The organism is Achromobacter sp. RW408 (assembly GCF_003184165.1).
GTDB lineage: Bacteria > Pseudomonadota > Gammaproteobacteria > Burkholderiales > Burkholderiaceae_B > Achromobacter > Achromobacter xylosoxidans.
The window spans coordinates 242,701-267,715 of sequence record NZ_QHHO01000022.1 but is presented as its reverse complement, the minus strand read 5'-3'; the positions used below and the strand labels follow the sequence as shown (position 1 = coordinate 267,715).

Here is a 25,015-nt window from a genome sequence, read left to right as displayed (position 1 = left end):
TTCAGCGTTCGGCGCGCTGGCGGATCAGGTCGATGTAGGTATCGCTGTCCAGCGGCGTGCCCAGGCGCTGCGCTTCCCAGACCACCTGGCCCAGGCATTCCATGATCTCGTGCGCGGCCTGGTGCGCGTCGGTGCGCGCCACCAGCCGCTGGTAGGCGCTGCGGATGCCGGGCGGGTGGTCGATCGACAGTTGCTCGGCGATGGCAAGGTGCATCGACAGGTGCAGGAACGGATTGGTGCGGCCTTTTTCGACCGCGTACTCGGCGGTCATGGCGTCCGGGCTTTCGAGATCGGGATGGTATTCCGGATGTTCGATGATCCAGTCCAGGGCCATGGCCTCCAGCGGGGTCAGGACCTGGTTGGCGCGGTGCTTGCGCCAGGTTTCGATGAAGAATTCGCGGACTTGGTCGCGGGAAGGGTTGAACATCGGTAGAAGGATGCCATGCGGGCTATAGATGGCTTTATTTTACCGCCCGCGGGTCCGCCGCCCGCCCGCCGGCCCCAATGCGATATAGAATTGGTTGCTATCCGCCATCCAGTGCGCGTTTCGCCGGGGCCGCGCGGCCCTGCGGACCACATGCCGGCCGATGGGCGCGCGTGCAGCAAAACCACTCGGAGCAAATGGAGCATTCATGTCCTACCAACATATCAAGGTGCCCGCTGGGGGCCAGAAGATCACGGTCAACGCTGATTTCTCGCTGAACGTGCCCGATCAGCCCATCGTGCCCTATATCGAGGGTGATGGCACGGGCGCGGACATCACCCCCGTGATGATCAAGGTCGTCGACGCCGCCGTGCAAAAGGCCTACGGCGGCAAGCGCAAGATCCACTGGATGGAGGTCTATGCCGGCGAGAAGGCCACCAAGGTCTACGGCCCGGACGTCTGGCTGCCCGACGAGACCCTGGAGGTCGTCAAGGACTACGTGGTGTCGATCAAGGGCCCGCTGACCACCCCGGTCGGCGGCGGCATCCGCTCGCTGAACGTGGCGCTGCGCCAACAGCTGGATTTGTACGTCTGCCTGCGTCCGGTGGCGTATTTCAAGGGTGTGCCGTCGCCGGTGCGTGAACCGGAAAAGACGAACATGGTGATCTTCCGCGAGAACTCGGAGGACATCTACGCCGGCATCGAATACATGGCCGAAAGCGAGCAGGCCAAGGAACTGATCCAGTTCCTGCAGACCAAGCTCGGCGTCAAGAAGATCCGCTTCCCCAACACCTCGTCCATCGGCATCAAGCCGGTGTCGCGCGAAGGCACCGAGCGCCTGGTGCGCAAGGCGGCGCAGTACGTCATCGACAATGACCGTACCTCGCTGACCCTGGTGCACAAGGGCAACATCATGAAGTTCACGGAAGGCGGTTTCCGTGACTGGGGCTACGCGCTGCTGCAGAAGGAATTCGGCGCGCAGCTGATCGACGGCGGCCCGTGGTGCAAGTTCAAGAATCCCAAGACCGGCCGCGAGATCATCGTCAAGGACGTCATCGCCGACGCGTTCCTGCAGCAGATCCTGCTGCGTCCGGCCGAATACGACGTGATCGCCACCCTGAACCTGAACGGCGACTACATCTCCGACGCGCTGGCCGCGCAGGTGGGCGGCATCGGCATCGCCCCGGGCGCCAACCTGTCGGATTCGGTCGCCATGTTCGAGGCCACGCACGGCACGGCGCCGAAGTACGCGGGCAAGGACTACGTCAACCCGGGTTCGGAGATCCTGTCGGCGGAAATGATGTTGCGCCACATGGGCTGGACCGAGGCGGCCGACCTGATCATCTCCAGCATGGAAAAATCGATCCTCTCCAAGAAGGTCACTTACGACTTCGCGCGCTTGCTCGAAGGCGCGACCCAGGTGTCCTGCTCGGGCTTCGGCCAGGTCATGATCGACAACATGTGATCGGGAGCGTCTCTGCGCTTCGCCCCAAAAACCCGCATGCCGCGAGGCCTGCGGGTTTTTTTCGGGCGCGATGCGCTGATTTCACGCCCGTTTCCATCGAGCTGAAAGAATCCGCGTGTGGATTTATGCGTCGCACTGAGACAAAAAGCATCAAATTGTGATTATTACACCGTTATAATTCCCGCGTTTCCAATACGGTATTCCTTTTCAGTCTGCGGATATCCCTTCGACATGGCACAACCAGCCCCCAATATGCCGCCCTATGACGCTTCGGCGAGTGTCCGAGGCCTGCGTGACGCCAAGCGGGTCGCGCTGCTGATGGCGCCCCGATTGGGCGACACGCTGCTCATGATGACCATGGCGCACAACCTGATCGCGCATGGGCGCGAAGTGACCATTTTTGGCGATTACGCCTATGGCTTGCGCGATTGGTTTCCAGGGATGGACATCCGGCCTTCGCTGCCCGAGGAACAGGCCGCCGCCGTGCTGAAGGACTACGATTGCGCCGCGCAGATGCATGTCGGCTGGCCCTATGCCCTGCACGCTTTTGCTCCGTCCTATTTCTATTACGACGCCCATGTGGTGATTACCGGCAGGGGCTTCGTCAAGCTCAACCAAATCCGGGATTATTGCCGCGACCAGCTCGGGCTGGCGCTGGCGGACACCGACATCGGGCTGCGCCCGCCGGTGGCGGGACGCCATCGCGTTTTCGAGAAGCGGGTGGCGGTGCATCCGTCGTCCACCGGCCCGGATCGTTGCTGGGCACCGCGGCATTTCGTCGAGCTGGGCCTGCGGTTGCAACGCCAGGGCTATGAACCGGTGTTCATCCTGGCTCCCCACGAGCGTGCCGCGTGGGCCTGCCTGACCGAGGCCGGCCTGGCCATCCAGCAGTCCCCCGCCCTGGTGGACGTGGCGGCATTCATCCACGAATGCGGCTGGTTCATCGGCAATGAATCCGGTGTCGGCCACCTGGCGTCCAGCGTGGGCGTGCCGACGCTGACCTTGACCGGGCGCCCGACCCGCACCAAGGCGTGGCGTCCCGGTTGGTCGATGTCCCGCATCGCCTACCCTGCCTATATCCCTGGAGGCCGCTGGCGCGACCGCCTGTGGCGCGAGTGGTTGCGGCCGGGCAGCGTCATGGCGGCGTTCGAAGGCCTGACGCGAGACTACAAGAAATCCATCATGGCTTCGAAAGTCGCTCGATCGTAATGCAGGCCGGCGGGGGGCGGCAGCCGTTGCCGATCCCGCCGATGCCGCCATGGCCTGCGGGCCGGCACCCACTTTTTCCTCGAAGCGCCGACTGGTCGCCGCAAAGGCCAGGCTGAACAACTATGCCCATTCTTCTTTTACGCAGCGTTGCGGTCCTGACGCTGTTGATTCCCGCCCTGGCGTTGACCAGCGCCGTAGGCGGACCGGTGATCATCTATCTGACGGCCCTGATCGCCCTGGCGACCATGGCGGTCAACCTGTCGCGCCGCTGGGAGCCGTTCGCGCTGAAAGAGCTGGTCCCGATGGCGATTGCCCTGGGTGTCCCGCTGCTGGTGATGTTCATCAACAACGTCAGCCTGGGCATTTGGAGTTCCTCCGAGTTCGAGAAACTGCTGCGCTTTGCGCTGGCGATTCCGGTTTGCTGGATGTTGATGCGGGTGCCGCGCAATTGGTTGCGGCATGTGCAATGGAGCCTGCTGTTCGGCGCCATCGTTGGTTCGTTGATGCTGATCTACATCGTCCTGTCGCCGAGCCTGGGGCGGGGCGCGGTATCGGATTTTGGCGGGCGCTACAACGCAGTGGGTTTCGCCGATCTGACCATATTCTTCGGCCTGGCGTCGCTCTTGACCCTGCCCTGGACGCTTTCACGCTGGCCGCGCCTGGAGGCCGCGTTGAAGCTCGCCGCGGTGCCGCTGAGCATCTACGCGGTATGGGTCTCGCAGACGCGCAGCAGCTGGGCATTGCTGGTGATTTTCGGCGTGGTGTATCTGCTGACCAAGCGTCGTTGGACACGGCGCACTAAACTGCTGTTCCTGACCGGACTGGTGCTGGTGATGACGGCCGTTGCGGCGATTTCGTGGCAGTCCAAGGACAGCCGCTGGAAAAAAGTGATATCGGACCTGGACCGGTATGAACACCACGATCGTGACACGTCGGTGGGTATCCGCATACAGCTCTGGAAAGCCTCCTGGCTGATGTTCCAGGAGAGTCCGCTGGTGGGGGTGGGCGTACCCAGCTTCCGCTCGGAATTGGCCAAGCTCGAACAGCAGGGTGTGGTGACCGAGGAGGTCTCGATCGGCTACGGCGAGCCGCACAATGACATGCTGGGCGCACTGGCAGGCTACGGCTTGCTGGGTTTGCTCAGCATTCTGGCCCTGTACCTGATTCCCGCGGCGATCTTCTGGCGCCGTTCCGCCAGCGACGACCCGGTGGTGCATGTCGGTTCGCAGATCGGCTTGCTGTTCTGCCTGGGATACTTCGTTTTCAGCCTGTCAGAAATGATGTTCCGCAACATGCGCAGCGTGCCGATCTACGCGCTGACGGTGGTGGTGCTGTACGCGCTGACGTCGGCCCGCACCGGGTTGGCGCAGCAGCGCCTGGCGGCGCGGCGTTAGCCGCCAACGGCCGCCGGCGCGGGCGGCTTGTCCGCATGAAAAGCAAGGCTTGTATGGCCTTGCTTTTTTTTTTTGCGCGCGCGTTGCGCGGCAAATGCCCGACGGGCTTGACGTAGATCAAGCCGGGCCGGCCTCGTCGGTTAAAACCCTGCTGCTCCCTCGTATTCTGATCAGACGCAACAGATAAATCGTCACATTTCGCCGTCTTTGGTTGCGGACGCGGAAGGACATCAGGAAAGAGGGCCTATGAAGAATTCAAGCTTGCGCAGGGAGTTGCTGTGGTTCGTGCTGGCGATCGGGGTCGCGGTGCTGGCCCTGGGTGGCTGGGATGCCTGGGAACGACGCGCCGAGATGCTGGCCGAGCGCAAGACCGAATTGCGCCACGTGCTCGACCTGGCGGCCAGTATCGTGCGCAATGGCAAGCAACGCGCCGTCGAGGAGGGGCTGTCCGTCGAACAGGCCAAGCGCAATGTGGCGCAGCGCCTCGCGCAGCTGCGCTATGGCGCGGACGGCTACGTCGGCGTGTTCGACGACGGCTATGCGTTGCTGGTGCATCCGGATGCGAAGCTCGCCGGCACCAATGTGCGCGCGGTCAAGGACAGCGATGGCCTGCCGATTTTCGAGAATCTCCACGAGCGGGGCAGGGCGGGCGGTGGTTTTGTCGAATACCGCTTCCCGCGGCCGGGGTCGGAAGCGTCGCTGCCCAAGATCAGCTATGCCGCCCATGACCCGGAATGGGGCTGGCTGATGTTCACGGGCCTTTATGTGGACGACGTCGACGCGGCGTTCCGCGCCACGCTGTGGCGCCAGGGCGGCGTGACGCTGTTGCTGCTGGTGCTGCTGCTGGCGGCGGCGCTGCGGTTCTTCCGGTCGCACATCATTCGTCCGCTCGATGAAGCGGTGACGGTCTGTGAACGCGTGGCGCATGGCGATCTGTCGAGCATCGTTTCGCGCCATCATCGCGGCGAAATCGGCCGGTTGTTCGATGCCATGGCGCTGATGCAGGAGCGGCTGGACGTGGCGGTGCGCAGCATCGTCCATTCCACCGGTTCGATCGCGGCCGCATCGCGCCAGATCGCCGCGGGCAGCATGGATTTGCACGACCGCACCGAGAAGCAGGCGGCGGCACTGGAGCAGACCGCGGCCAGCGTCGAACAGATCACCGCGACCGCCAGGCAGAGCGCCGATCACGTGCAGCAGGTGAGCGCGCTGGCGGGCGAATCGGCGCAGCTGGCGCGCCAGGGCAGCGAAGAAACCCAGCACGCGATCGACGCGATGCACGAGATCTCGCAAAGCTCGCAGCGGATCGACGAGATCATCCGCCTGATCGACGAAATCGCTTTCCAGACCAATATCCTGGCGCTCAATGCCGCCGTGGAGGCCGCGCGCGCCGGCGAGCAGGGCCGCGGGTTCGCGGTGGTGGCAGGCGAAGTGCGGGCGCTGGCGCAACGCTCGGCCACCGCCGCCAAGGAGATCAAGACCCTGATCGAGGCATCGTCGGATTCGGTGGCGCGCGGTAGCCAGCGGGTGGAACAGGCCAGCGCCACCATGGGCAGCGTGCTGCAATCGGCCGCGACCAGCGCGCCGTTGATGGGCGAGATCGCCACCGCGTCGGCCGAGCAGAGCGTGGGCATCGAACAGATCAACCAGGCGGTGACGCACCTGGACAGCGTGACGCAGCAGAATGCGGCGCTGGTCGAGGAGTTCGCCGCGTCCGCCGCCACGCTGCACGATCAGGCCGACGACCTGGCGCGCGCGGTGGCGGTGTTCAAGCTGTCTGCAGCCTACTAGGCGACCCCTGCACCACGCTCATCGCGCGTTGCAGGCGTGGCGTCAGTTCGCGGCTGGCGCTGGTCATGGGCAGGCGCAGTTCGTCGGCGATCAGGCCCTGCAGCGCCAAAGCCCGTTTGATCGGCGCCGGGTTGGGTTCGGCGAACAGCAGGCGGGCCAGGCCGCGCAGCGGCTCGAACAGCTCGCGCGCGGCCTCGGCGTGGCCGTCGCGCGCCAGCTGCATGACCTCGACGAAGCGCTCGGGGAACAGATGGGCGGCGGCGGGGATGGCGCCGCGTCCGCCGGCCAGAAAATGGTCGGGCAGCGCCAGGTCTTCGCCGCACAGCGCCTCGAGATGGCCGCGCGCGTTCAACGCCATCAGCGCGGCCGGATTGCATTCCTTGACCGCGCGCAGATTGGGCAGCAGCGCCAGCGATTCCATGGTCTCGACGGTCATGGAGACGCCGGCGCGCTTGGGAATGTTGTAGAGGATGATGGGGCGTTCGGTGGCCCAGGCGATCTGCCGGTAGTGCCACAGGATGCCCTGCTGCGACGGGCCGAGGTAGTAGGGCGGCGGCACCAGGTAGCCGGCGGGGGCGTACTTGTCCAGGCGGCGGATGGCGGCGGCCACGCCGCGCGTGTCGACGCCGCCGGCGCCGAACACCAGCGGCAGCGCGTGCGGATCGCGGCGGATGGCCTCGATCATCTCGATCTTCTCGGGGATGGACAGCAGGTTGCCTTCGCCGGTGGAGCCGAACAGCACCAGGCCGGCAATGCCGGCATTGCGGTAGTAGCGCGCCAGGGCCTGGGCGGCCTCGCAATCGACGTACCCGCCGCGCATCGGCGTGACCATCGGCAGCCAGATGCCGGGGAACGTGGCTTGGACCGAGGTATCCATGGCTCACTGCACCGTGATCGCGGCGGCCGGGCGCAGCGGGCCGAACTCGGCCTGGGGCAGGCCACACATCACCGCGTGCATCAGGGCATCGACCTGGCCGCGATCGCATTGCAGCTGCAGGATGCTCTGGCCATGCGCATGATCCACCGACAGCACGTAGACGCCGATGCGCTCGCCCAGTTCGCGGTGCAGCGCCAGCCGTACCTTCAGGGCGTCCAGGGTGTCGATCCTGACGGTCAGGGCAACCATCTCCGCGGGCCGCGGCGCATGGGCCGGGGCGGGGCGATCAAACGAGGCGCGCGTGCTGCGTTCTTGGCGGGGAATCATGGTGTCTGGCGGGGCGGCGGCCGTGCTGGCTGGCGCGTATCCGGTTGGTTGATGACGATTCCACTATAGAAAGCGGGCCGTAAAACCTGCCGATAAATGCGGGCGCGAAGCGTAAAAAGCGCGTCAACGCCCGGGCGCGTCAGAACGTCTTGGTCAGCGACAGCAGGCCGGTGGCGCGGCCCATGTAGCGGCCGCGGCTATTGGTGTAGACCGCGCGGTCGGCATTGGTGTCGATATAGGCGACCGAGATGGCCAGGCCCTGGCCGAAGTCCTTGGTCAGGCCCAGCTTCCAGTCGGTGTAGGCGCCGTCGGTGAGGTTGCGGACCGTCTGGCGGCCGACGTGGGCGTTGACGGTCAGGCCCCAGAAACCGGTGTCGAAGTTGCCGCTCAGGTCGAAGTACTGGCTGTACTTGCTGTCGGCGAAGCCGAACAGGTTGGTCATGGCGACGGAATACTTGAACATGACCGGGCCGTAACCCACGCCGGCGTACAGTTCGGTGGTGTCTGGGCTGGTGTAGCCGGAGGGGTAGTCGCCCGGGTAGTAATACTGCAGCACGCCCAGGTCGAACGGCACGTCCGCCGCCAGGTTGCCCTTGTAGCCGCCGTAGAAGTCCATTTCCACTGGCGCCGACACATCGCTGTTGCCGTCATTGAGCCAGCTGACGCTGGAGTTCCAGTTGCCCAGGTACAGGCCGCTGGCATGGGTGAAATCGAAGCCGCCCTGGATGGCGGGCTTGTTGTTGGTCTGCATCAGGCCGCGGTAGCGGTACTGGCTGGCCAGGGTGACGTTGGCGGTCAGCGTGTACTCGGGGGCGTCGGCGGTGGCGCTGTCGGCGGCATGCGCAGGGGCGGCCAGGGCCACCAGCGCAAGCGCGGCCAGGGTGTTGCGGGACATGGGATTCTCCTGTGTTGGACGGGATCGCCAAGATAGGAGAAGCGGCGTAAACGGCGAGACAAGACTTACGTGGCCGGCGTAAAAGGCGCATCAATGATGATGGGTGTAGTGCGCGCCCGCGCCCGGCACGGCGCCGCCACGTTCAGTTCAGCGCGCCCGCGCCTAGCCGGCGAAGCGGTAGCCCACGCCGATTTCGGTCAGCAGATAGACCGGCTGGGCCGGATCCGCTTCGAGTTTCTGCCGCAGGTGGCCCATGTAGATGCGCAGGTAGTGATTGCTTTCCACGTGCGAAGGCCCCCAGACCTCGCGCAGCAGTTCGCGGTGGGTCATGACCTTGCCGCGATGGGCCAGCAGCGCGGCCAGCAGGCGGTATTCCATCGCGGTCAGGTGCACGTGCTGGCCGCCGCGCTCGACCACGCGCCTGGCGAAGTCGACGCGCACGTCGCCGAAGCTGATCTCGGCGGCGCTGCCGGCGCCGCCGCGGGCATGGCGCCGCAGCAGCACGCGCAGCCGCGCCAGCAGTTCGCTGACGCCGAATGGCTTGGTGAGGTAGTCGTCGGCGCCGGCGTCCAGCGCCGCCACCTTGTCGGCCTCGGCGGTGCGCGCCGACAGCACCAGCACCGGCACTTCGGTCCAGCCGCGCAGTTCGCGGATCAGGGTCATGCCGTCTTCATCCGGCAGGCCCAGGTCCAGCACCACGGCGTCGGGCTGGCGCGTGCCGGCCTCGATCAGGCCGCGCTTGACGGTGTCGGCTTCGTACACGGCACAGCCTTCGCTCTCGAGGGCCTGGCGCACGAAGCGGCGGATATTGGCGTCGTCCTCGATGATGAGGATGGTGGGCTGAAAGTCGAACATGCGATGGGCTCAGGCGATTTCAGGTTGGATCGGGGGCGGCGTGCCCAACGGCAGGGTGAAGACGAACTGCGCGCCGCTGGACTGGCCCGGCGCGTGTTCGACCCAGATGCGGCCGTGGTGGGCGCTGACGATGGCTTCGCACACGGCCAGGCCGAGGCCGACGCCGGGTGTGGCGGATTCGCGTTCGCCGCGGGTGAATTTCTCGAAGATGCGGCGTTCGGCGCCGGGGGCCACGCCGGGGCCGTTGTCGCACACCGCGACGCGCAGCTCGCCGTCCTGCGCCGTGGCATGCAGGCGGATGGCGCTGCCGGCCGGGGTGTACTTGGCGGCGTTCTCCAGCAGGTTGCACAGCACTCGCTCGATCAGCACGCCGTCGCATTCGACCAGCGGCAGGCCGGAAAGGCTGTCGACCGAGATCCGATGCGATGCCAGCGGCTCGCGCATGGCGGCCAGCGAGGCGCCGACCAGTTCCTCGATCGACTGCCACTCCAGCCGCAGCGGCGTGTCGCGGCTCTGCAGCCGCGCCATGTCCAGCAGGTTGGCGACCAGCGCGTGCATGCGCTGGGCCTGGTCGCGCATGGCGCGGATGGTGTCCTGGATGTCGGCCGGCAGCGCGTCCTGGCGCCGCATCAGCGTGTCGGTCATGCCGACCAGGCTGGTGAGCGGGGTGCGCAGGTCGTGTGAGACCGCCGCCAGCAGCGAGTTGCGCAGCTTTTCGGATTCCATGCTGACCAGCGCCTGCTGCGCCACTTCCACGTAGTGCAATCGTTCCAGGGCGATGGCGATGAGCGTGGCGTAGGCCTCGATCTGGCGGCGCGAGTCGGGCTGCGAGAACAGGCTGCGGCGCGGCGCCGCCAACGCCAGCACGCCACGGGTACGCATCGGCGCCTTCAGCGGCAGGTACAGCAGGTCGCTGTTGGACAGGGTGGCGGTGCCGGCGCCGGCCGGCTGGCCGTGGTCGTAGACCCACTGGGCCAGCGCCGATTCCAGCGGCGGCATGTCCGCGGCGGCGGGCGAGGCCAGCTTGAGGCGATCGTCCAGTCCCAGGATGTAGAGCGCGCAGCGCGAGCCGAAGGTGGCGTGCACGAAGGCGCCGGCGGACGCGACGATCTGCTCGGGCAGCAGCGCCGAGGACAGCTCGCGCGCGAATTCATACAGGCTGCGCGCGTCGGCCTCGCGCTTGACCGAGGCCTGCGCCTGCAGCCGCAGGCCGGCGGTGAGCTGGCCGATCAGCAGGCCCACGGCCAGCAGCACGCCGAAGGTCAGCAGGTACTGCACGTCCGAGACCGCGAAGGAGGCCAGCGGTTGCACGAAGAAGAAATCGAACAATCCCACGCTGACAATGGAGGCCAGGGCGGCCGGACCGCGCCCATGGCGCAACGCCACCGCCACCACCGCCAGCAGGAACAGCATGACGATGTTGGTCTGGTGCAGCGCCGGAAAGGCCAGCGCCGACAGCGCGGTGGCCACCGCGCAATAGCACAGCGCCCAGGCGTAGCCGGCCAGCGCCAGCGGGCCTCGTTCGTCGGCCGCCTGGCGGCCGCGGCGGCCCAGCGTCAGCGGATCGCGGCCGGGCGCGCTGCTGGCCGGCAAGGGCGGCGCGCCCAGGCGGATGATGTCGATCTCGGGGCAGCCCGCGGCCAGCATGTCGGCAAAACTGTGGCGGCGCCACAGCCAGCCCGGGCTGATGGCCGCCGTCAGCAGCGCCGACAGCGACAGGCGCAGGCGCTGCAGGCCGCTGGCGCGGGTGCGGCCGATGATGGCCTTGGTGATGTTGTGGCGGCGCACGTAGCGCACCACCGCGTCGACCATGTCGCCGCCAGCCAGGGTTTCGCAGCGCGCGCCGAGCGAATCGGCCAGCGCCAGGCTGCGTTGCAGCCGTTCCTGCTCGGCCTGCGGCGGCGGCGCGGCGCGCGGCGCGTCGATGGTGACGACGTGCAGGTCGCATTCCAGCTGCTGGCTGAGCCGATGGGCGCTGCGGATCACGTAGTCGGCGTCGGCATCGGAGCCGATGCAGGCCACCACCGCTTCGCGGGTGCGCCAGACGGGTTCGATGGCGCGGTCGCGGCGGTAGGCCTGGACGTCGTCGTCGACGTGGTCTGCGGTGCGGCGCAGCGCCAGTTCGCGCAGCGCGATCAGGTTGCCCTTGCGGAAGAAATTGCGGGTGGCGTGGCGCGCCTGCTCGGGCAGGTAGACCTTGCCTTCCTTCAGGCGGCGCAGCAGTTCGTCGGCGGAAAGATCGACCAGGATGACTTCGTCGGCGGCATCGAAGACCTCGTCGGGCACGGTCTCCCAGACCCGCACGCCGGTGATGCTGCCGACGGCCTCGTTGAGGCTGTCCAGGTGCTGCACGTTGAGCGTGGTCCAGACGTCGATGCCGGCCGCCAGCAGTTCCTGGATGTCCTGCCAGCGCTTGGCGTGGCGCGAGCCGGGCGCGTTGGAATGGGCCAGCTCGTCGACCAGCACCAGGTCGGGATGGGCATCGAGCGCGCCGTCCAGGTCGAATTCCTTGAGCGTGTGGCCGCGGTAGACGACGTCCTTGAGCGGCAGGGTCGCCACGCCCTCGAGCAGGGCGGCGGTTTCGCGCCGGCCGTGCGTTTCGACGATGCCGGCCAGCACACGGGCGCCTTGCGCCGCCTGCGCGCGCGCGGCCACCAGCATGGCGTAGGTCTTGCCGACGCCGGCGGACGAGCCGAAGTAGACCCGCAACTTGCCGCGCACCGCCTGGCGCGCGGCATCGTCGAGGTCTTTCAAGAGCGCGTCCGGATCGGGACGCTCGCCAGCATTGTCAGCCATGAACGCGCAAGTGAAGGAGGGAAACGGCTGGCAATACTATACGCCGGCGCGTCATTGCGCCGGCGCCAGTTGGTCCAGCGCCAGATTCAGCTTGAGCACGTTGACGACCGGGTCGCCCAGCACGCCCAGCCAGGGCTTGCTGGTATGGGCTGCTATCAGGGCGTCGACTTTTTCCCGCGGCAGGTGGCGGGCACGGGCCACGCGCGCGGCCTGGTAGGCCGCGGCCGCCGGACTGATGTGCGGGTCCAGGCCGCTGCCCGAGGCGGTGACCAGGTCCACCGGCACCGGCGTGGGGTTGTCGGGATCGGCCGCCTTGAGGGCGGCGATCCGCGCCTGGATCGCTTCGGCCAGCGCCGGATTGCGCGGGCCCAGGTTCGAGCCGCCGGAGTTGGCGCCGTTGTACGGCATCGGCGAAGTGGCCGAGGGCCGGCCCCAGAAGTACTGCGGCGCGCTGAACGATTGGCCGATCCATTCCGAGCCGACCACCTTGTCGCCCTGGCGGATCAGCGAGCCGGAGGCCTCGTGAGGAAACACGGCGGCGGCGATGCCGGTGGTCAGGAACGGATAGGCCAGGCCGGTCACCAGGGACAGGGCGGCGAAGACCACCAGCGCGGGGCGCAGGATGCCGCCTTGGCGCGGCAGGGGAAGAGCTTGTTTCATGACGGGTTCCTTCGTAATGGCGGGCGCGGGTCAGACCCAGCCCAGGGCGGCCAGCACCATGTCGATCAGCTTGATGCCGGCGAACGGCACCAGCAGGCCGCCCAGTCCGTAGATGAGGAGATTGCGGCGCAGCAGGACCGAGGCGCCCAGCGGCCGATAGCGCACGCCCTTGAGCGCCAGCGGGATCAGCACGATGATGATGAGCGCGTTGAAGATGACGGCCGACAGGATGGCCGAGGCCGGCGTGGCCAGGCCCATGATGTTCAGCAGGTTCAGCTGCGGATACACCGTGGCGAAGGCGGCCGGGATGATGGCGAAGTATTTCGCCACGTCGTTGGCGATGCTGAAGGTGGTGAGCGCGCCGCGCGTCATCAGCATCTGCTTGCCGATCTCGACGATCTCGATGAGCTTGGTGGGGTTGGAGTCCAGGTCCACCATGTTGCCGGCTTCCTTGGCGGCCTGCGTGCCCGAGTTCATCGCCACCGCCACGTCGGCCTGCGCCAGCGCCGGCGCGTCGTTGGTGCCGTCGCCGGTCATCGCCACCAGGCGGCCTTCGCCCTGGTAGGCGCGGATCAGCTTGAGCTTGGCTTCCGGCGTGGCTTCGGCCAGGAAGTCGTCGACACCCGCTTCGGCGGCGATGGACGCGGCGGTGAGCTTGTTGTCGCCGGTGATCATGACCGTCTTGATGCCCATGCGGCGCAGCTCGGCGAAGCGCGACTGGATGTCGGGCTTGACGATGTCCTTGAGTTCGACCACGCCCAGCGCGCGGTTGCCGTCGCTGACCATCAGCGGCGTGCTGCCGCGGCGCGCCACGTCCTCGGCCAGGCGCAGCACCTGCTCGGGCACGGTGGCATCCTGCGCGGCCAGCCAGGCGCGCACCGCGTCGACTGCGCCCTTGCGGATGACGCGATCCTTCAGGTTGACGCCGCTCATGCGGGTCTGCGCGGTGAAGGGCACGTATTCCGCGTCCGGGGCGCGCACGGCCGGGGCGTGGATGGCCTTGTCGGCCAGCGCCACGATGCTGCGGCCTTCCGGCGTTTCGTCGGCCAGCGAGGCCAGGCGCGCCGCATCCGCCAGTTCGCGCGGCGACACGCCGGGCGCGGGCAGGAAGGTCGAGGCCTGGCGGTTGCCGAAGGTGATGGTGCCGGTCTTGTCCAGCAGCAGCACGTCGACGTCGCCGGCGGCCTCCACCGCGCGGCCCGAGGTGGCGATGACGTTGGCGCCCATCATGCGGCTCATGCCCGCCACGCCGATGGCCGACAGCAGGCCGCCGATGGTGGTGGGGATCAGGCACACCAGCAGCGCCACCAGCACCGTGACCGTGACGGCGGTGCCGCCGCCCGCGGCCGAGACCGAGTAGATCGAGAATGGCATGAGCGTTGCCACCACCAGCAGGAACACCACCGTCAGGCCGACCAGCAGAATGGTCAACGCCAGTTCGTTGGGCGTCTTCTGGCGCTTGGCGCCTTCGACCATGGCGATCATGCGGTCCAGGAAGCTCTCGCCCGGATCGGCGGCGATGCGCACGAAGATCCAGTCGGACAGCACTCGCGTGCCGCCGGTGACCGAGGAGAAGTCGCCGCCGGATTCGCGGATGACGGGCGCCGATTCGCCGGTGATGGCGCTTTCGTCCACCGAGGCCACGCCGGCGATGACCTGGCCGTCGCCGGGAATGGTCTCGCCGGCTTGCACCAGCACCACGTCATTGCGGCGCAGCAGGCCGGACGCCTGCTTGACGGCCCGTTCGCGCCAGCGCGCCGGGTCGGCGGTGGCCGCGTCTTCGTCGCGAAAGCCCTTGAGCAGGCGCGCGTCGATGGTGGTGCGCAGGCCGCGCAGCGTGGCAGCCTGTTGCTTGCCGCGGCCTTCGGCCAGCGCTTCGGCGAAATTGGCGAACAGGACCGTGAACCACAACCATACCGTGATCGCGAGGATGAAGCCCGCCGGCGCCTCGGCCTGGCCGCGCAGCGCCATGATCCACAGGATGGTGGTCAGGATGCTGCCCACGTAGACCACGAACATCACGGGGTTCTTGAGCTGCGCCGCGGGCGAGAGCTTGCGCAGGCTGTCGACCACGGCGGGGCCGACCAGCGCGCCGGACCACATGCCGAACGTGCGTTCGTGCGGCGCGGCCGAGGGCGCGCGGGCGGCGCCGCCGCCGGCGCCTTGGGTTGGCATATCAATCTTGGCCATTTTCTTTCCTAGCCTGTTGCATTCAGGGTTGCAGGTGTTCCGCGACCGGGCCCAGGGCCAGCGCGGGCACATAAGTCAGGGCGCCCACCAGCAGCACCGCGCCGATCAGCAGCACGACGAAGAGGGGGCCCGTGGTGGGCATGCTGCCGGGCCCGGCGGGCAGGCGGCGCTTGGCCCCCAGCGAGCCGGCCATCGCCAGCACGGCAACGATGACGGCGAAGCGGCCGAACCACATCGCGGTTCCCAGCAGCACGTTGTAGAAGGGCGTGTTGGCCGAGAGGCCGGCGAAGGCGCTGCCGTTGTTGTTGGCGGCCGAGGACAGGGCGTACAGGACCTCGGAGAAGCCGTGGATGCCGGGGTTCAGTACGCCAGCCTGGCCGGCCGTCACCGAGACCGCCAGCGCGGTGCCGCCCAGCACCAGCAGCGGCGTCGCCAGGATCACGATCGAGACCATCTTCATGTCGTAGGCTTCGATCTTCTTGCCCAGGTACTCGGGCGTGCGGCCGATCATCAGTCCGGCGATGAAGACGCCGAGGATGGCGAAGGCCAGCATGCCGTACAGGCCGGAGCCGACCCCGCCGTAGACTACCTCGCCCAATTGCATCAGCAACATCGGCGTCAGGCCGCCCATGGCGTTGAGCGAATCGTGCATGCCGTTGACCGCTCCGCACGACGCCGCCGTGGTGACGGTGGCGAACAGCGAGGTGGCGGCGATGCCGAAGCGGGTTTCCTTGCCTTCCATGTTGCCGCCCGGCGAAAGCACGCTCATGGCGCTGTCGGCCCCGGCCTGCGCGGCCATCGGGTTGGGCTGTTGCTCGAAATAGGCGGCGCTCAGCGCGAACACGGCGAACAGCAGCGTCATGGCCGCGAGGATGGCGATGCCCTGGCGCCGGCTGCCCACCATTTCACCGAAGCTGAAGCACAGCGCCGCCGGGATCACCAGGATCGCCAGCATTTCCAGGAAGTTCGACAGCGCGGTCGGGTTCTCGAATGGATGGGCCGAGTTGGCGTTGAAGAAGCCGCCGCCATTGGTGCCCAGCATCTTGATTGCCTCCTGCGAGGCGACCGGGCCCATGGCCAGCGTCTGCGTGCGGGTGATTGCCGGGTCGGTCACGGGCTGGCCCTTGGCGTCCAGCACCGGCTGGCCCTGGGCGTCGACGCGCGGCTGGTCATAGTGCAGGGCTTCGACCGTCTGCACTTCCTGGTAGTCGTTGAAGTTCTGCAGCACGCCCTGGCTCACCAGCGCCAGGGCCAGCACCAGCGACAGCGGCAGCAGCACGTACAGCGTGCAGCGCACCATGTCGGCCCAGAAGTTGCCCAGCGTGGCCGAACAGTGGCGCGCCAGTCCGCGGATCAGCGCGAACAGCACCGCGATGCCGGTGGCGGCCGAGACGAAGTTCTGCACCGTCAGCGCCAGCATCTGCGTCAGGTAGCTCATGGTCGATTCGCCACCGTAGCCTTGCCAGTTGGTGTTGGCCACGAAGCTGATGGCGGTGTTGAGCGAGGAGTCGGGCGAGACGGCGCCCATGCCGGCCGGGTTCAGCGGCAGCAGGCCCTGCAGGCGTTGCAGCGCATAGACCGCCACGATGCCCAGGATGTTGAAGGCCAGCACCGCCAGCGCGTAGCGCTTCCAGCCCATTTCGGCCTGCGGGTCGATGCCCGCCAGCCGATAGATGCCGCGTTCCAGCGGGCGGCCCCAGGCGGTCAGCCGGGATTGCCCGTTTTCCATGGCGATGCGGATGTAGCGCCCGAGAAAGGGCGCGATCGCGAGCAGGACCGCCAGGTACACGACCAGCAGTCCGACGAATTCGGCAGTCATCAGAACTTCTCCGGTTTGAACAGGGCGACCAGCAGGTACACGAACAGCAGCGCGGCCGTGAGGCCGCTCAGCCAGTAGAGCCAGCTCATGATTGCTCTCCCGAGGACAAGGCTTCGCAGAATCGGAGCAGGGCGTAGGTCAGCCCCGCCATGACGGCGAAGATCGCGATATAGATGGCATCCACGTTTTTCCTCCCGGGAGCCAGGCTCCCTTCGAACGACGAACCGGCGCGGCAAAGGGGATGCGGACCGCGCGGGCGTAGTGACCAATCAGGACACCGGCAGGTTACGGAGCGGGGGGTAAAAACGGGGTATAGCTTTGGCGGGGGGGTGTAAACGGAACGTAAAGACGCGCTGCCATAATCCCGGTCACGGATGCGCCGAGATGGCGCGACGCGGGTGCCCGGATCCGGGCGGCGGCGCGGGCGTTGTTGAGGCTGGCTCAAAACCGGGTGCGCCGCCCCCTTCCGGAAAGCGGTTTTGGGCGGGAAAAATCCCAATATTTAGAACAGAGATGCCAAAATGCACTGATGTGGTGCATGGAATATGTAAATGAATGCGCCGAATTAGGGCATTCCCCTAGTGTGGCATTCCCGCATCTGGTGCAGAATCTCTTCCCATGCAGGTGAGGAGACAAAGCCCTGCATGGGCAATTACCGGCGGCACCGGTACATAAAAAAGTAGCAGTACTCAAGAAAAGCAAAACGCACAACGGCTGGCACCAGGCAGTGCCGGCCGTTGTCGCATAAAAAGCCCGTATTTCGTCCAGCCAGGGTTTTCTAGCGCCGCGTTTCGCGATATTCCTCAGGTTTCGCTCACGCCAGCTATGCCGGAATCCCGCGTTTCCCCCGAGCCCACCCCGTCCCGCTATTGGCGTCGCAATGTGCGCCTGATCGCGCTGCTGGCGCTCGTCTGGGCAGCGCTGACGTTCATCCCCTCCTACTTTGCCCGAGGCCTGTCGTTCGATTTCATCGGCTGGCCGTTCTCGTTCTGGATGGCGGCCTACGGCGCCCCCTTGGCGTACCTCATCATCATCTGCATCTACGCCCGGATCATGAACCGCGCCGACCAACGCGGGGAAGAGGCCAAGGAGAACCGCTGATGCCGTTCGGCGGAGATACCCCGCAGCAATTCAGGATCCGGCTGCGCCGCATCTACGTGCTGTATACGGCCGGCTTCGCGTTGATGATCCTGCTGATGGCGCTGGCCGAGATCCTGGGCCTGCCGCGCAACTGGATCGGCTACGTCTTCCTGCTGGTGACCGTGAGCCTGTATGCCGGCATCGGCATCGTCTGCCGCACCTCGGACCAGGTGGAATACTACGTCGCCGGCCGGCGCGTGCCGGCCATCTACAACGGCATGGCGACCGCGGCCGACTGGATGTCGGTGGCCTCGTTCATCGGGGTCGCCGGCACGCTCTACCTGACGGGCTACGGCGGCCTGGCCTACATCATGGGATGGACCGGCGGCTATGTGCTGGTGGCGATGCTGCTGGCGCCGTACCTGCGCCGCTTCGGCCAATACACCATTCCCGACTTCATGGGCGCGCGCTATGGCGGCAACCTGCCGCGGCTGGCGGGCGTGGCCTGCGCCATTCTCTGTTCGTTCACCTATCTGGTGGCGCAGATCTACGGCGTGGGCATCATCACCACGCGCATGACCGGCATCTCGTTCGAACTGGGCATTTTCGTGGCGCTGGGCGGCATGCTGGTCTGTTCGTTCCTGGGCGGCATGCGCGCCGTCACCTGGACCCAGGTGGGACAGTACATCATCCTGGTGATCGCCTACCTGGTGCCGGTGGTGTGGCTGTCGATCAAGCACACCGACATGCCGGTGCCGCAGCTGTCGGCCGGCGTGGTGCTGCAGGAAGTGACGGAAAAAGAGGTCTACCTGCGCAACGACCCCGCCGAAATCGAGGCGCGCCGCCTGTGGCAGGAGCGCGCCGACGAGATGGCGCAACGGGTCCATGACCTGCCCGAGTCCTGGGCGCTGGAAAAGGACAAGCTGCGCAGTCGCCTGGCCCAGCTCAACGCCAGCGATGCGCCCATGGTCGAGATCCGCTCGGTCGAACGCGAGCTGGCGGCATTTCCGCCGACGGTGGAAGAGGCGCGCATCGCCTGGTCGCAGGCCAAGGCCACTTTCGAGGCCCGGGCCGCGCCGCCGACCCCGCATGCGGAACCGTTCCCGTCCAGCGATCCGGACGAGCGCCGCAACATGCGCATCAATTTCCTGGCGCTGGTGCTGTGCCTGATGCTGGGCACCGCGGGGATGCCGCACATCCTGATGCGCTCATATACCACCTCGTCGGTGGTGGAAGCGCGGCGTTCGGTGTGCTGGTCGCTGCTGTTCATCCTGTTGCTGTATTTCATGGCGCCGGCGTTGGCGCTGCTGGTCAAGTACGAGGTCTACACGCAGGTGGTGGGGTCGAATTTCCTCAGCCTGCCGAATTGGGTGCATGCCTGGAGCGCGGTCGACAGCAACCTGCTGGACGTCACCGACATCAATCGTGACGGCGTGGTCCAGCTCAGCGAAATCAGCATGGGCGCGGACGTGGTGGTGCTGGCGATGCCCGAGATCGGCGGGCTGCCCTATGTGATCTCGGGGCTGGTGGCGGCCGGCGGCCTGGCGGCGGCGCTGTCCACCGCCGATGGCCTGCTGCTGACCCTGTCCAATTCGCTGTCGCACGACATGTGGTACCGGATGGTGTCGCCGCGCATGTCGGCGGCGCGGCGGGTGATGGTGTCCAAGATCCTGCTGCTGGTGGTGGCGTTCGGCGCGGCCTGGGTGGCGGCGCGCAAGCCGGCCGACATTCTGTTCATGGTGTCGGCGGCGTTCTCGTTCGCGGCCTCGTCGTTTTTCCCGGCGCTGGTGATGGGCGTGTTCTGGCGCCGCGCCAACAAATGGGGCGCCACGCTCGGCATGGCGGCGGGGCTGCTGGTGACCTTTGCCTACATGACGCACACGCATCCGTGGCTGCGCGAGTGGGTGCTGGGGATTTCGCGGACCCAGCCGGTGGACCTGTGGTGGGGCATCCAGCCGATCGCGGCCGGCGTGTTCGGCGCGCCGGTGGCATTCCTGACGATCATCGTGGTGTCGCTGCTGACGCCGCCGCCGGACCGCGCCACGTTGGCGTTGGTGGATTACCTGCGCCATCCGGGCGCGCCCAGGCCGCCCGCAGAAAACGGCACGACCTGATCGTGCCGGATGGCGGGTAGGTCGGGTGAATCCCGCAGGCGTGCGGAACGCTCGGGGCGGCTCAGTGCGACACGGACTTCGAGAAGACGTTCATGACCACCACGCCGGCGATGATCAGGCCAATGCCGATCAACGCGGGGGTGTCCAGGTGCTGCCTGAAGAACAGCGCGCCGACGATGGAGATCAGCACGATGCCCACGCCCGACCAGATGGCGTAGGCGATGCCGACCGGCACCTCGCGCAGCGTCAGCGACAGGAAGTAGAACGAGATCATGTAGCCGAACACCGTCACCACCGATGGCACCAGGCGCGAAAAACCCTCGGAGCTTTTCAGGGCGCTGGTGGCGAAGATCTCGGCGACGATGGCGATGCCCAGGTAGAGCCACTTCATTTGCGCGGCCCTTCCGATTGCCGCAGCAGCACCAGCAGGGCGCCCGCGCCGCCTTCGCGCTCGGGCGCCTCGGAAAACGCCAGCACTTCGTTCTTCTGCACCAGCCAGGTGCGGGCCTTGTCCTTGAGCACCGGTTCCAGGCCCTGCGAGCCATAGCCCTTGCCATGCACGATGCGCACGCAGCGGATGCCGTGTTCCTGGCACTCGTCCAGGAACGACAGCATGGCGTGGCGCGCCTGTTCCACGCGCAGGCCGTGCAGGTCGAGCTCGGCGCCGGCGCGCCACTGGCCGCGGCGCAGGTTGCGCGCGGTGTCGGGGGCGGCGTCGCCGCGCACGAAGGCGGTGCCGCCTTCGGACAGCAGGTGCGTGATTTCGCCGCCATCCGAAACGCCGGCGTCGGCTCGCGTGGCGGTTTCGCCCAGCGCGTTGGCGCGGCGCAGGGCCGGGGCCGGTTGCGGCGCCGGCTTGTGTTCGGCGCGCGCGACCTGCTTGATGGGCTTGACCGACTGCATGGTGCGCCGGAACGCGGCCATGTCGTCGGCCGGATCGGTGTCCGCGCCGGGCGCCGGCGCGGCTTTCTTCAGCGCCGCCACGCGCTGGGCGAGGGCGGCGCGCTCCTGCTCGGCCTGCAGGTCTTTCTTGAGGCGTTTCAGGTCGGCCGCGCCGACCTTATTGCCCCGCATTCTCCAGCCACCGTTGTGCGTCCAGGGCGGCCATGCAGCCCGTGCCGGCGCTGGTGATGGCCTGGCGATAGACGTGGTCCTGCACGTCGCCGGCGGCGAACACGCCCGGCACCGAGGTCATGGTGGCCATGCCGGACAGGCCGCTCTTGGTGACGATGTAGCCGTCCTTCATTTCGAGCTGGCCCTCGAAGATCCCGGTGTTGGGCTGGTGGCCGATGGCGATGAAGGCGCCGGTGGCTTTCAGGTCTTCGGTGGCGCCGGTGTCGACGTGGCGCACGCGCACGCCGGTGACGCCGCTGTCGTCGCCCAGCACTTCTTCCAGCGTGTGGAACAGCTTCAGTTCCATGTTGCCGTTCTCGACCTTGCTCATCAGCTTGTCGACCAGGATCGGTTCGGCGCGGAACTTGTCGCGGCGGTGGATCAGGGTGACCTTGCGGCAGATGTTGGACAGGTACAGGGCTTCTTCGACGGCGGTGTTGCCGCCGCCGACCACGACCACGTCCTGGTTGCGGTAGAAAAAGCCGTCGCAGGTGGCGCAGCCGGACACGCCGCGGCCCATGAAGGACTCCTCGGAAGGCAGGCCCAGGTACTTGGCCGAGGCGCCGGTGGCGATGATCAGGGCGTCGCAGGTGTAGACCTTGCCGGTGTCGCCGGTCAGGGTGAACGGGCGCTTGGACAGGTCGACCTTGGCGATGTGGTCGAACAGCATTTCGGTGTTGAAGCGCTCGGCGTGCTTCTGGAAGCGCTGCATCAGGTCCGGACCCTGCACGCCTTCGGCGTCTGCCGGCCAGTTGTCGACGTCCGTGGTGGTCATCAGCTGGCCGCCTTGGGCCAGACCTGTAACAAGGACAGGGCTCAGATTGGCGCGTGCCGCATAGACGGCCGCCGTGTAACCGGCGGGGCCGGATCCGAGTATCAAAACTTTAGCGTGCGTAGGCGTGGACATGGGCGGGTATCTTTAGGTTAACGCCCAATTATAATGAGCCGCATGCCGCGTATCTCGACTGCTTCTCCGCGCGCTTCGCGCAACACCCGCAACGGGCCCTCGCCGCTGCAGACGCGTATCTCCGCGTTGCTGCGCGAAGCCCGCTGGATCCTCTTCGCCGCCCTGGCGGCCTGGCTCACCCTGGTGCTGGCCACCTGGAGCGCCGCCGACCCGGGCTGGTCCCATTCCGTCCCCGCCGGTGTCATCCACAACAAGGGCGGGACCCTGGGCGCCTACCTGGCGGACATCCTGCTTTATCTGTTCGGTTTTTCCGCCTGGTGGTGGGTGATCCTGCTGCTGCACCGGGTGCGGGCGGGTTACCGCCGCCTTGCCAGCCATCTTCGTGTTACCAATGGTAAGCAGCCTGAGGTGTTGCCTCGGGTCCACTGGGAAGAGGGCATCGGTTTCTTCCTGCTGCTGGTCGGCTCGCTGGGCATGGAAGCCCTGCGCCTGGCCAGCCGCGGCACGCATCTGCCGGGCGCCTCGGAAAGCGCCAGCGGCGCCGGTGGCGTCATCGGCCATACCCTGGCCGACCTGATGAGCCGCAGCATCGGCTTCACCGGCAGCACCCTGGCCTTCCTGGTGATGCTGGCGATCGGGCTGAGCCTGTTCTTCTCGTTCTCGTGGCTGACCGTGGCCGAGCGCGTCGGCACCTGGATCGAAGGCCTGGTGCGCCGGGTGCGCAATTCCTACGCCGCGCGCGAAGACCGCAAGGTCGGCGAGGTGGCCAAGGCCGTGCGCACCGAGCAGGTGGTGGCCAAGCAGGAAAAGCTGGTGCACGAGCAGCCGGTGCGCATCGAGCCGGCGATCACGGTGGTGCCCAAGTCCGAACGCGTCGAAAAGGAAAAGCAGCAATCGCTGTTCTTCGCGCCGCCGCCGGGCGGCGAGGGCGACCTGCCGGCCATCAGCCTGCTGGATCCGCCGCTGGCCAACCAGGAAACCGTGTCGGCCGAGACCATCGAATTCACCTCGCGCCTGATCGAAAAGAAGCTGGCCGACTTCGGCGTGTCCGTCACCGTGGTGGCGGCGCAGGCCGGTCCGGTCATCACGCGTTACGAAATCGAGCCGGCCACCGGCGTCAAGGGCAGCCAGATCGTCAATCTGGCCAAGGACCTGGCGCGCGCGCTCAGCCTGGTCAGCATCCGGGTGGTGGAAACCATTCCGGGCAAGAACCTGATGGGCCTGGAGCTGCCCAACCCGCGCCGCCAGGTGGTCAAGCTGTCCGAGATTCTGGGCTCGCAGACCTACCACGCCAGCCATTCGGTCGTGACCATGGCGCTGGGCAAGGACATCGCCGGCAATCCGGTGGTGGCCGACCTGGCCAAGATGCCGCACCTGTTGGTGGCGGGCACCACCGGGTCGGGCAAGTCGGTCGGGATCAACGCCATGATCCTGTCGCTGCTGTACAAGGCCGACGCCTCGCATACCCGCCTGATCCTGATCGACCCGAAGATGCTCGAAATGAGCGTCTACGAAGGCATTCCGCATTTGCTGGCGCCGGTGGTCACGGACATGCGCCATGCCGCCAACGCGCTGAACTGGTGCGTGGGCGAGATGGAAAAGCGCTACCGCCTGATGAGCAAGATGGGCGTGCGCAACCTGGCCGGCTACAACACCAAGATCCGCGACGCCATCAAGCGCGAGGAGCCGATCCCGAATCCGTTCTCGCTGACGCCCGACCAGCCGGAGCCGCTGTCGCCGCTACCCACCATCGTGGTGGTCATCGACGAGCTGGCCGACCTGATGATGGTGGTGGGCAAGAAGATCGAAGAACTCATCGCCCGCCTGGCGCAGAAGGCGCGCGCGGCCGGCATCCACCTGATCCTGGCGACGCAGCGTCCCAGCGTCGACGTCATCACCGGCCTGATCAAGGCCAACATCCCGACCCGCATCGCGTTCCAGGTGTCGTCCAAGATCGACTCGCGCACCATTCTCGACCAGATGGGCGCGGAGACGCTGCTGGGCCAGGGCGACATGCTCTACATGCCGCCGGGCACCGGCCTGCCGGTGCGCGTGCACGGCGCCTTTGTCAGCGACGATGAAGTGCACCGCGTGGTCGAAAGCCTGAAGGCGCAGGGCGAGCCGAACTATGTCGAGGGCCTGCTGGAAGGCGGGCTGGACGGCGACGGCGGCGAAGGCGCCAGCAGCGTCACCGGCATCGGCGGCGACGCCGAGTCGGACCCGATGTACGACCAGGCCTGCGAGGTGGTGCTCAAGCATCGCCGCGCCTCGATCTCGCTGGTGCAGCGCCATCTGCGCATTGGTTACAACCGTGCGGCGCGGTTACTGGAACAGATGGAGCAATCGGGTATCGTGTCGGCGATGCAGTCCAATGGCAACCGGGAGATCCTGGTGCCCGCCGCCGCTCGAGAGGAAGCATGATGAAGACGTTTCGTGGCCTGGCCGCCGGCCTGGCCCTGTGCATGGCCCCGGTGTTGGCGCCGACTGCGGCCGTGGCCGCCACGGCGCAGGAGCAGTTGCGCGCGTTCGTGAGCACGGTGACGGCGGCGACGGGGACGTTTTCCCAATACACCGTCAGCACGCAAGGGCGCACGCAGCCGGCGCAGACGGGGGTGTTTTCGTTCCAGCGGCCGGGCAAGTTCAAGTGGGCGGTGCAGAAGCCCTATGAGCAATTGGTGATTTCCGACGGCAAGCAGGTGTTCCAGTTCGATCCGGACCTGGCGCAGGTGACCGAGCGCAAGGTGGATGCCGCCATCGGGACGTCGCCGGCGGCGATCCTGTTCGGGTCGGGGTCGTTGGAGCAGTCGTTCGATGTGTCGGCGCTGCCTTCCAAGGATGGGGTCGACTGGCTGCGGGCGAAGCCGCGGACGGCGGACTCGGGGTTCTCCCGGGTCGATATCGGGATGAAGGACAATCTGCCGGTGCGGGTTGAGCTGCTGGATTCGTTCGGGCAGACGACGCGGGTGGATCTTTCCGGGATCGTTCCCAATCCCAAGCTTGGGGAGGGGGAGTTTCGGTTTGTGGCGCCCAAGGGCGTGGATGTGGTCAAGATGTAAGGAGTCCGGCGGCGTCAGTGCTGAGTTGCTGTTGGGTTCTTGA

At 66.9% G+C, this 25,015-nt stretch carries 21 protein-coding genes; 8 read left to right on the top strand and 13 right to left on the bottom strand.

All coding sequences use genetic code 11. The features are described 5' to 3' along the window. Nucleotide 1: 1 nt before the first annotated feature. Nucleotides 2-427, bottom strand: a complete 426-nt coding sequence (locus DK459_RS03445; RefSeq protein ID WP_054443158.1) for a DUF1841 family protein — start codon at nt 425-427, stop codon at nt 2-4. Between the two features lie 205 nt (nt 428-632). Here DK459_RS03445 and icd point away from each other — a divergent pair, with 205 nt between their 5' ends. From icd to DK459_RS03425, 4 genes are all read left to right on the top strand, one after another. After that, nucleotides 633-1,889: an NADP-dependent isocitrate dehydrogenase gene (icd, locus tag DK459_RS03440; RefSeq protein ID WP_006389058.1), complete on the top strand. Its 1,257-nt coding sequence runs from the start codon at nt 633-635 to the stop codon at nt 1,887-1,889. A 231-nt stretch (nt 1,890-2,120) separates the two neighbouring features. Then, nucleotides 2,121-3,098 (top strand): glycosyltransferase family 9 protein, encoded by a 978-nt coding sequence (locus DK459_RS03435; protein WP_006389059.1) that lies wholly within the window; start codon nt 2,121-2,123, stop codon nt 3,096-3,098. Nucleotides 3,099-3,220: 122 nt separating this feature from the next. Beyond that, complete coding sequence (locus DK459_RS03430; protein ID WP_024067988.1) at nt 3,221-4,492, top strand: O-antigen ligase family protein; 1,272 nt, start codon at nt 3,221-3,223, stop codon at nt 4,490-4,492. A 246-nt stretch (nt 4,493-4,738) separates the two neighbouring features. After that, entirely contained in the window at nt 4,739-6,283 is a 1,545-nt protein-coding gene (locus DK459_RS03425) for a methyl-accepting chemotaxis protein (protein WP_024067989.1), read from the top strand. On the opposite strand, the gene dapA is transcribed toward DK459_RS03425, so the two are convergent. The 9 genes from dapA to kdpF form a co-directional block, all read right to left on the bottom strand. Continuing rightward, on the bottom strand, nt 6,261-7,160 hold the full coding sequence (dapA, locus tag DK459_RS03420) for a 4-hydroxy-tetrahydrodipicolinate synthase (RefSeq protein WP_006389062.1): 900 nt from the start codon (nt 7,158-7,160) through the stop codon (nt 6,261-6,263). The genes DK459_RS03425 and dapA overlap by 23 nt on opposite strands. 3 nt (nt 7,161-7,163) lie before the next feature. Then, entirely contained in the window at nt 7,164-7,409 is a 246-nt protein-coding gene (locus DK459_RS03415) for a hypothetical protein (protein WP_024067991.1), read from the bottom strand. Nucleotides 7,410-7,626: 217 nt separating this feature from the next. Continuing rightward, nucleotides 7,627-8,382, bottom strand: coding sequence for a TorF family putative porin (locus tag DK459_RS03410; protein ID WP_024067992.1), 756 nt, complete (start codon nt 8,380-8,382; stop codon nt 7,627-7,629). Nucleotides 8,383-8,544: 162 nt separating this feature from the next. Next, nucleotides 8,545-9,237: a two-component system response regulator KdpE gene (gene kdpE / locus DK459_RS03405; protein ID WP_006389065.1), complete on the bottom strand. Its 693-nt coding sequence runs from the start codon at nt 9,235-9,237 to the stop codon at nt 8,545-8,547. Nucleotides 9,238-9,246: 9 nt separating this feature from the next. Next, nucleotides 9,247-12,033, bottom strand: a complete 2,787-nt coding sequence (locus tag DK459_RS03400; RefSeq protein WP_024067993.1) for a sensor histidine kinase KdpD — start codon at nt 12,031-12,033, stop codon at nt 9,247-9,249. A 51-nt stretch (nt 12,034-12,084) separates the two neighbouring features. Further along, nucleotides 12,085-12,693 carry a potassium-transporting ATPase subunit KdpC gene (gene kdpC / locus DK459_RS03395; protein ID WP_054447101.1) on the bottom strand — a complete coding sequence of 203 codons (609 nt, stop codon included), beginning with the start codon at nt 12,691-12,693 and terminating at the stop codon, nt 12,085-12,087. Between the two features lie 30 nt (nt 12,694-12,723). Beyond that, nucleotides 12,724-14,883 (bottom strand): potassium-transporting ATPase subunit KdpB, encoded by a 2,160-nt coding sequence (kdpB, locus tag DK459_RS03390; protein ID WP_049055789.1) that lies wholly within the window; start codon nt 14,881-14,883, stop codon nt 12,724-12,726. 22 nt (nt 14,884-14,905) lie between these two features. Further along, a complete protein-coding gene (gene kdpA, locus DK459_RS03385) occupies nt 14,906-16,702 on the bottom strand; it encodes a potassium-transporting ATPase subunit KdpA (protein WP_006389070.1) in 1,797 nt (598 codons plus the stop codon). Further along, on the bottom strand, nt 16,702-16,791 hold the full coding sequence (gene kdpF, locus DK459_RS03380) for a K(+)-transporting ATPase subunit F (protein WP_035183859.1): 90 nt from the start codon (nt 16,789-16,791) through the stop codon (nt 16,702-16,704). The genes kdpA and kdpF overlap by 1 nt, the downstream gene beginning before the upstream one ends. A gap of 736 nt (nt 16,792-17,527) precedes the next feature. Between kdpF and DK459_RS03375 the strand changes: the two genes are divergently transcribed. Together DK459_RS03375 and DK459_RS03370 are read left to right on the top strand one after the other, a co-directional pair. Then, complete coding sequence (locus DK459_RS03375; RefSeq protein WP_006389072.1) at nt 17,528-17,803, top strand: DUF4212 domain-containing protein; 276 nt, start codon at nt 17,528-17,530, stop codon at nt 17,801-17,803. After that, nucleotides 17,803-19,896 carry a sodium:solute symporter family protein gene (locus DK459_RS03370; RefSeq protein ID WP_006389075.1) on the top strand — a complete coding sequence of 698 codons (2,094 nt, stop codon included), beginning with the start codon at nt 17,803-17,805 and terminating at the stop codon, nt 19,894-19,896. Before DK459_RS03375 ends, DK459_RS03370 begins: the two co-directional genes overlap by 1 nt. A 61-nt stretch (nt 19,897-19,957) precedes the next feature. Here the strand turns inward: DK459_RS03370 and DK459_RS03365 are convergent, their stop codons facing one another. The 3 genes from DK459_RS03365 to trxB are packed head-to-tail and all read right to left on the bottom strand — an operon-like array spanning nt 19,958 to nt 21,916. Continuing rightward, nucleotides 19,958-20,287, bottom strand: coding sequence for a multidrug efflux SMR transporter (locus tag DK459_RS03365; protein WP_006389077.1), 330 nt, complete (start codon nt 20,285-20,287; stop codon nt 19,958-19,960). Beyond that, nucleotides 20,284-20,970: a Smr/MutS family protein gene (locus DK459_RS03360; RefSeq protein ID WP_006389079.1), complete on the bottom strand. Its 687-nt coding sequence runs from the start codon at nt 20,968-20,970 to the stop codon at nt 20,284-20,286. Before DK459_RS03360 ends, DK459_RS03365 begins: the two co-directional genes overlap by 4 nt. Continuing rightward, the gene (gene trxB, locus DK459_RS03355; RefSeq protein WP_006389080.1) at nt 20,957-21,916 is read right to left on the bottom strand and encodes a thioredoxin-disulfide reductase; all 960 of its coding nucleotides are present in this window, start codon (nt 21,914-21,916) and stop codon (nt 20,957-20,959) included. The genes DK459_RS03360 and trxB overlap by 14 nt, the downstream gene beginning before the upstream one ends. Nucleotides 21,917-21,958: 42 nt before the next feature. Here trxB and DK459_RS03350 point away from each other — a divergent pair, with 42 nt between their 5' ends. Both DK459_RS03350 and lolA read left to right on the top strand, forming a co-directional pair. Further along, a complete protein-coding gene (locus tag DK459_RS03350; protein WP_006389081.1) occupies nt 21,959-24,337 on the top strand; it encodes a DNA translocase FtsK in 2,379 nt (792 codons plus the stop codon). Continuing rightward, the gene (gene lolA, locus DK459_RS03345; RefSeq protein ID WP_070541176.1) at nt 24,337-24,972 is read left to right on the top strand and encodes an outer membrane lipoprotein chaperone LolA; all 636 of its coding nucleotides are present in this window, start codon (nt 24,337-24,339) and stop codon (nt 24,970-24,972) included. Before DK459_RS03350 ends, lolA begins: the two co-directional genes overlap by 1 nt. Nucleotides 24,973-25,015 lie beyond the last annotated feature (43 nt).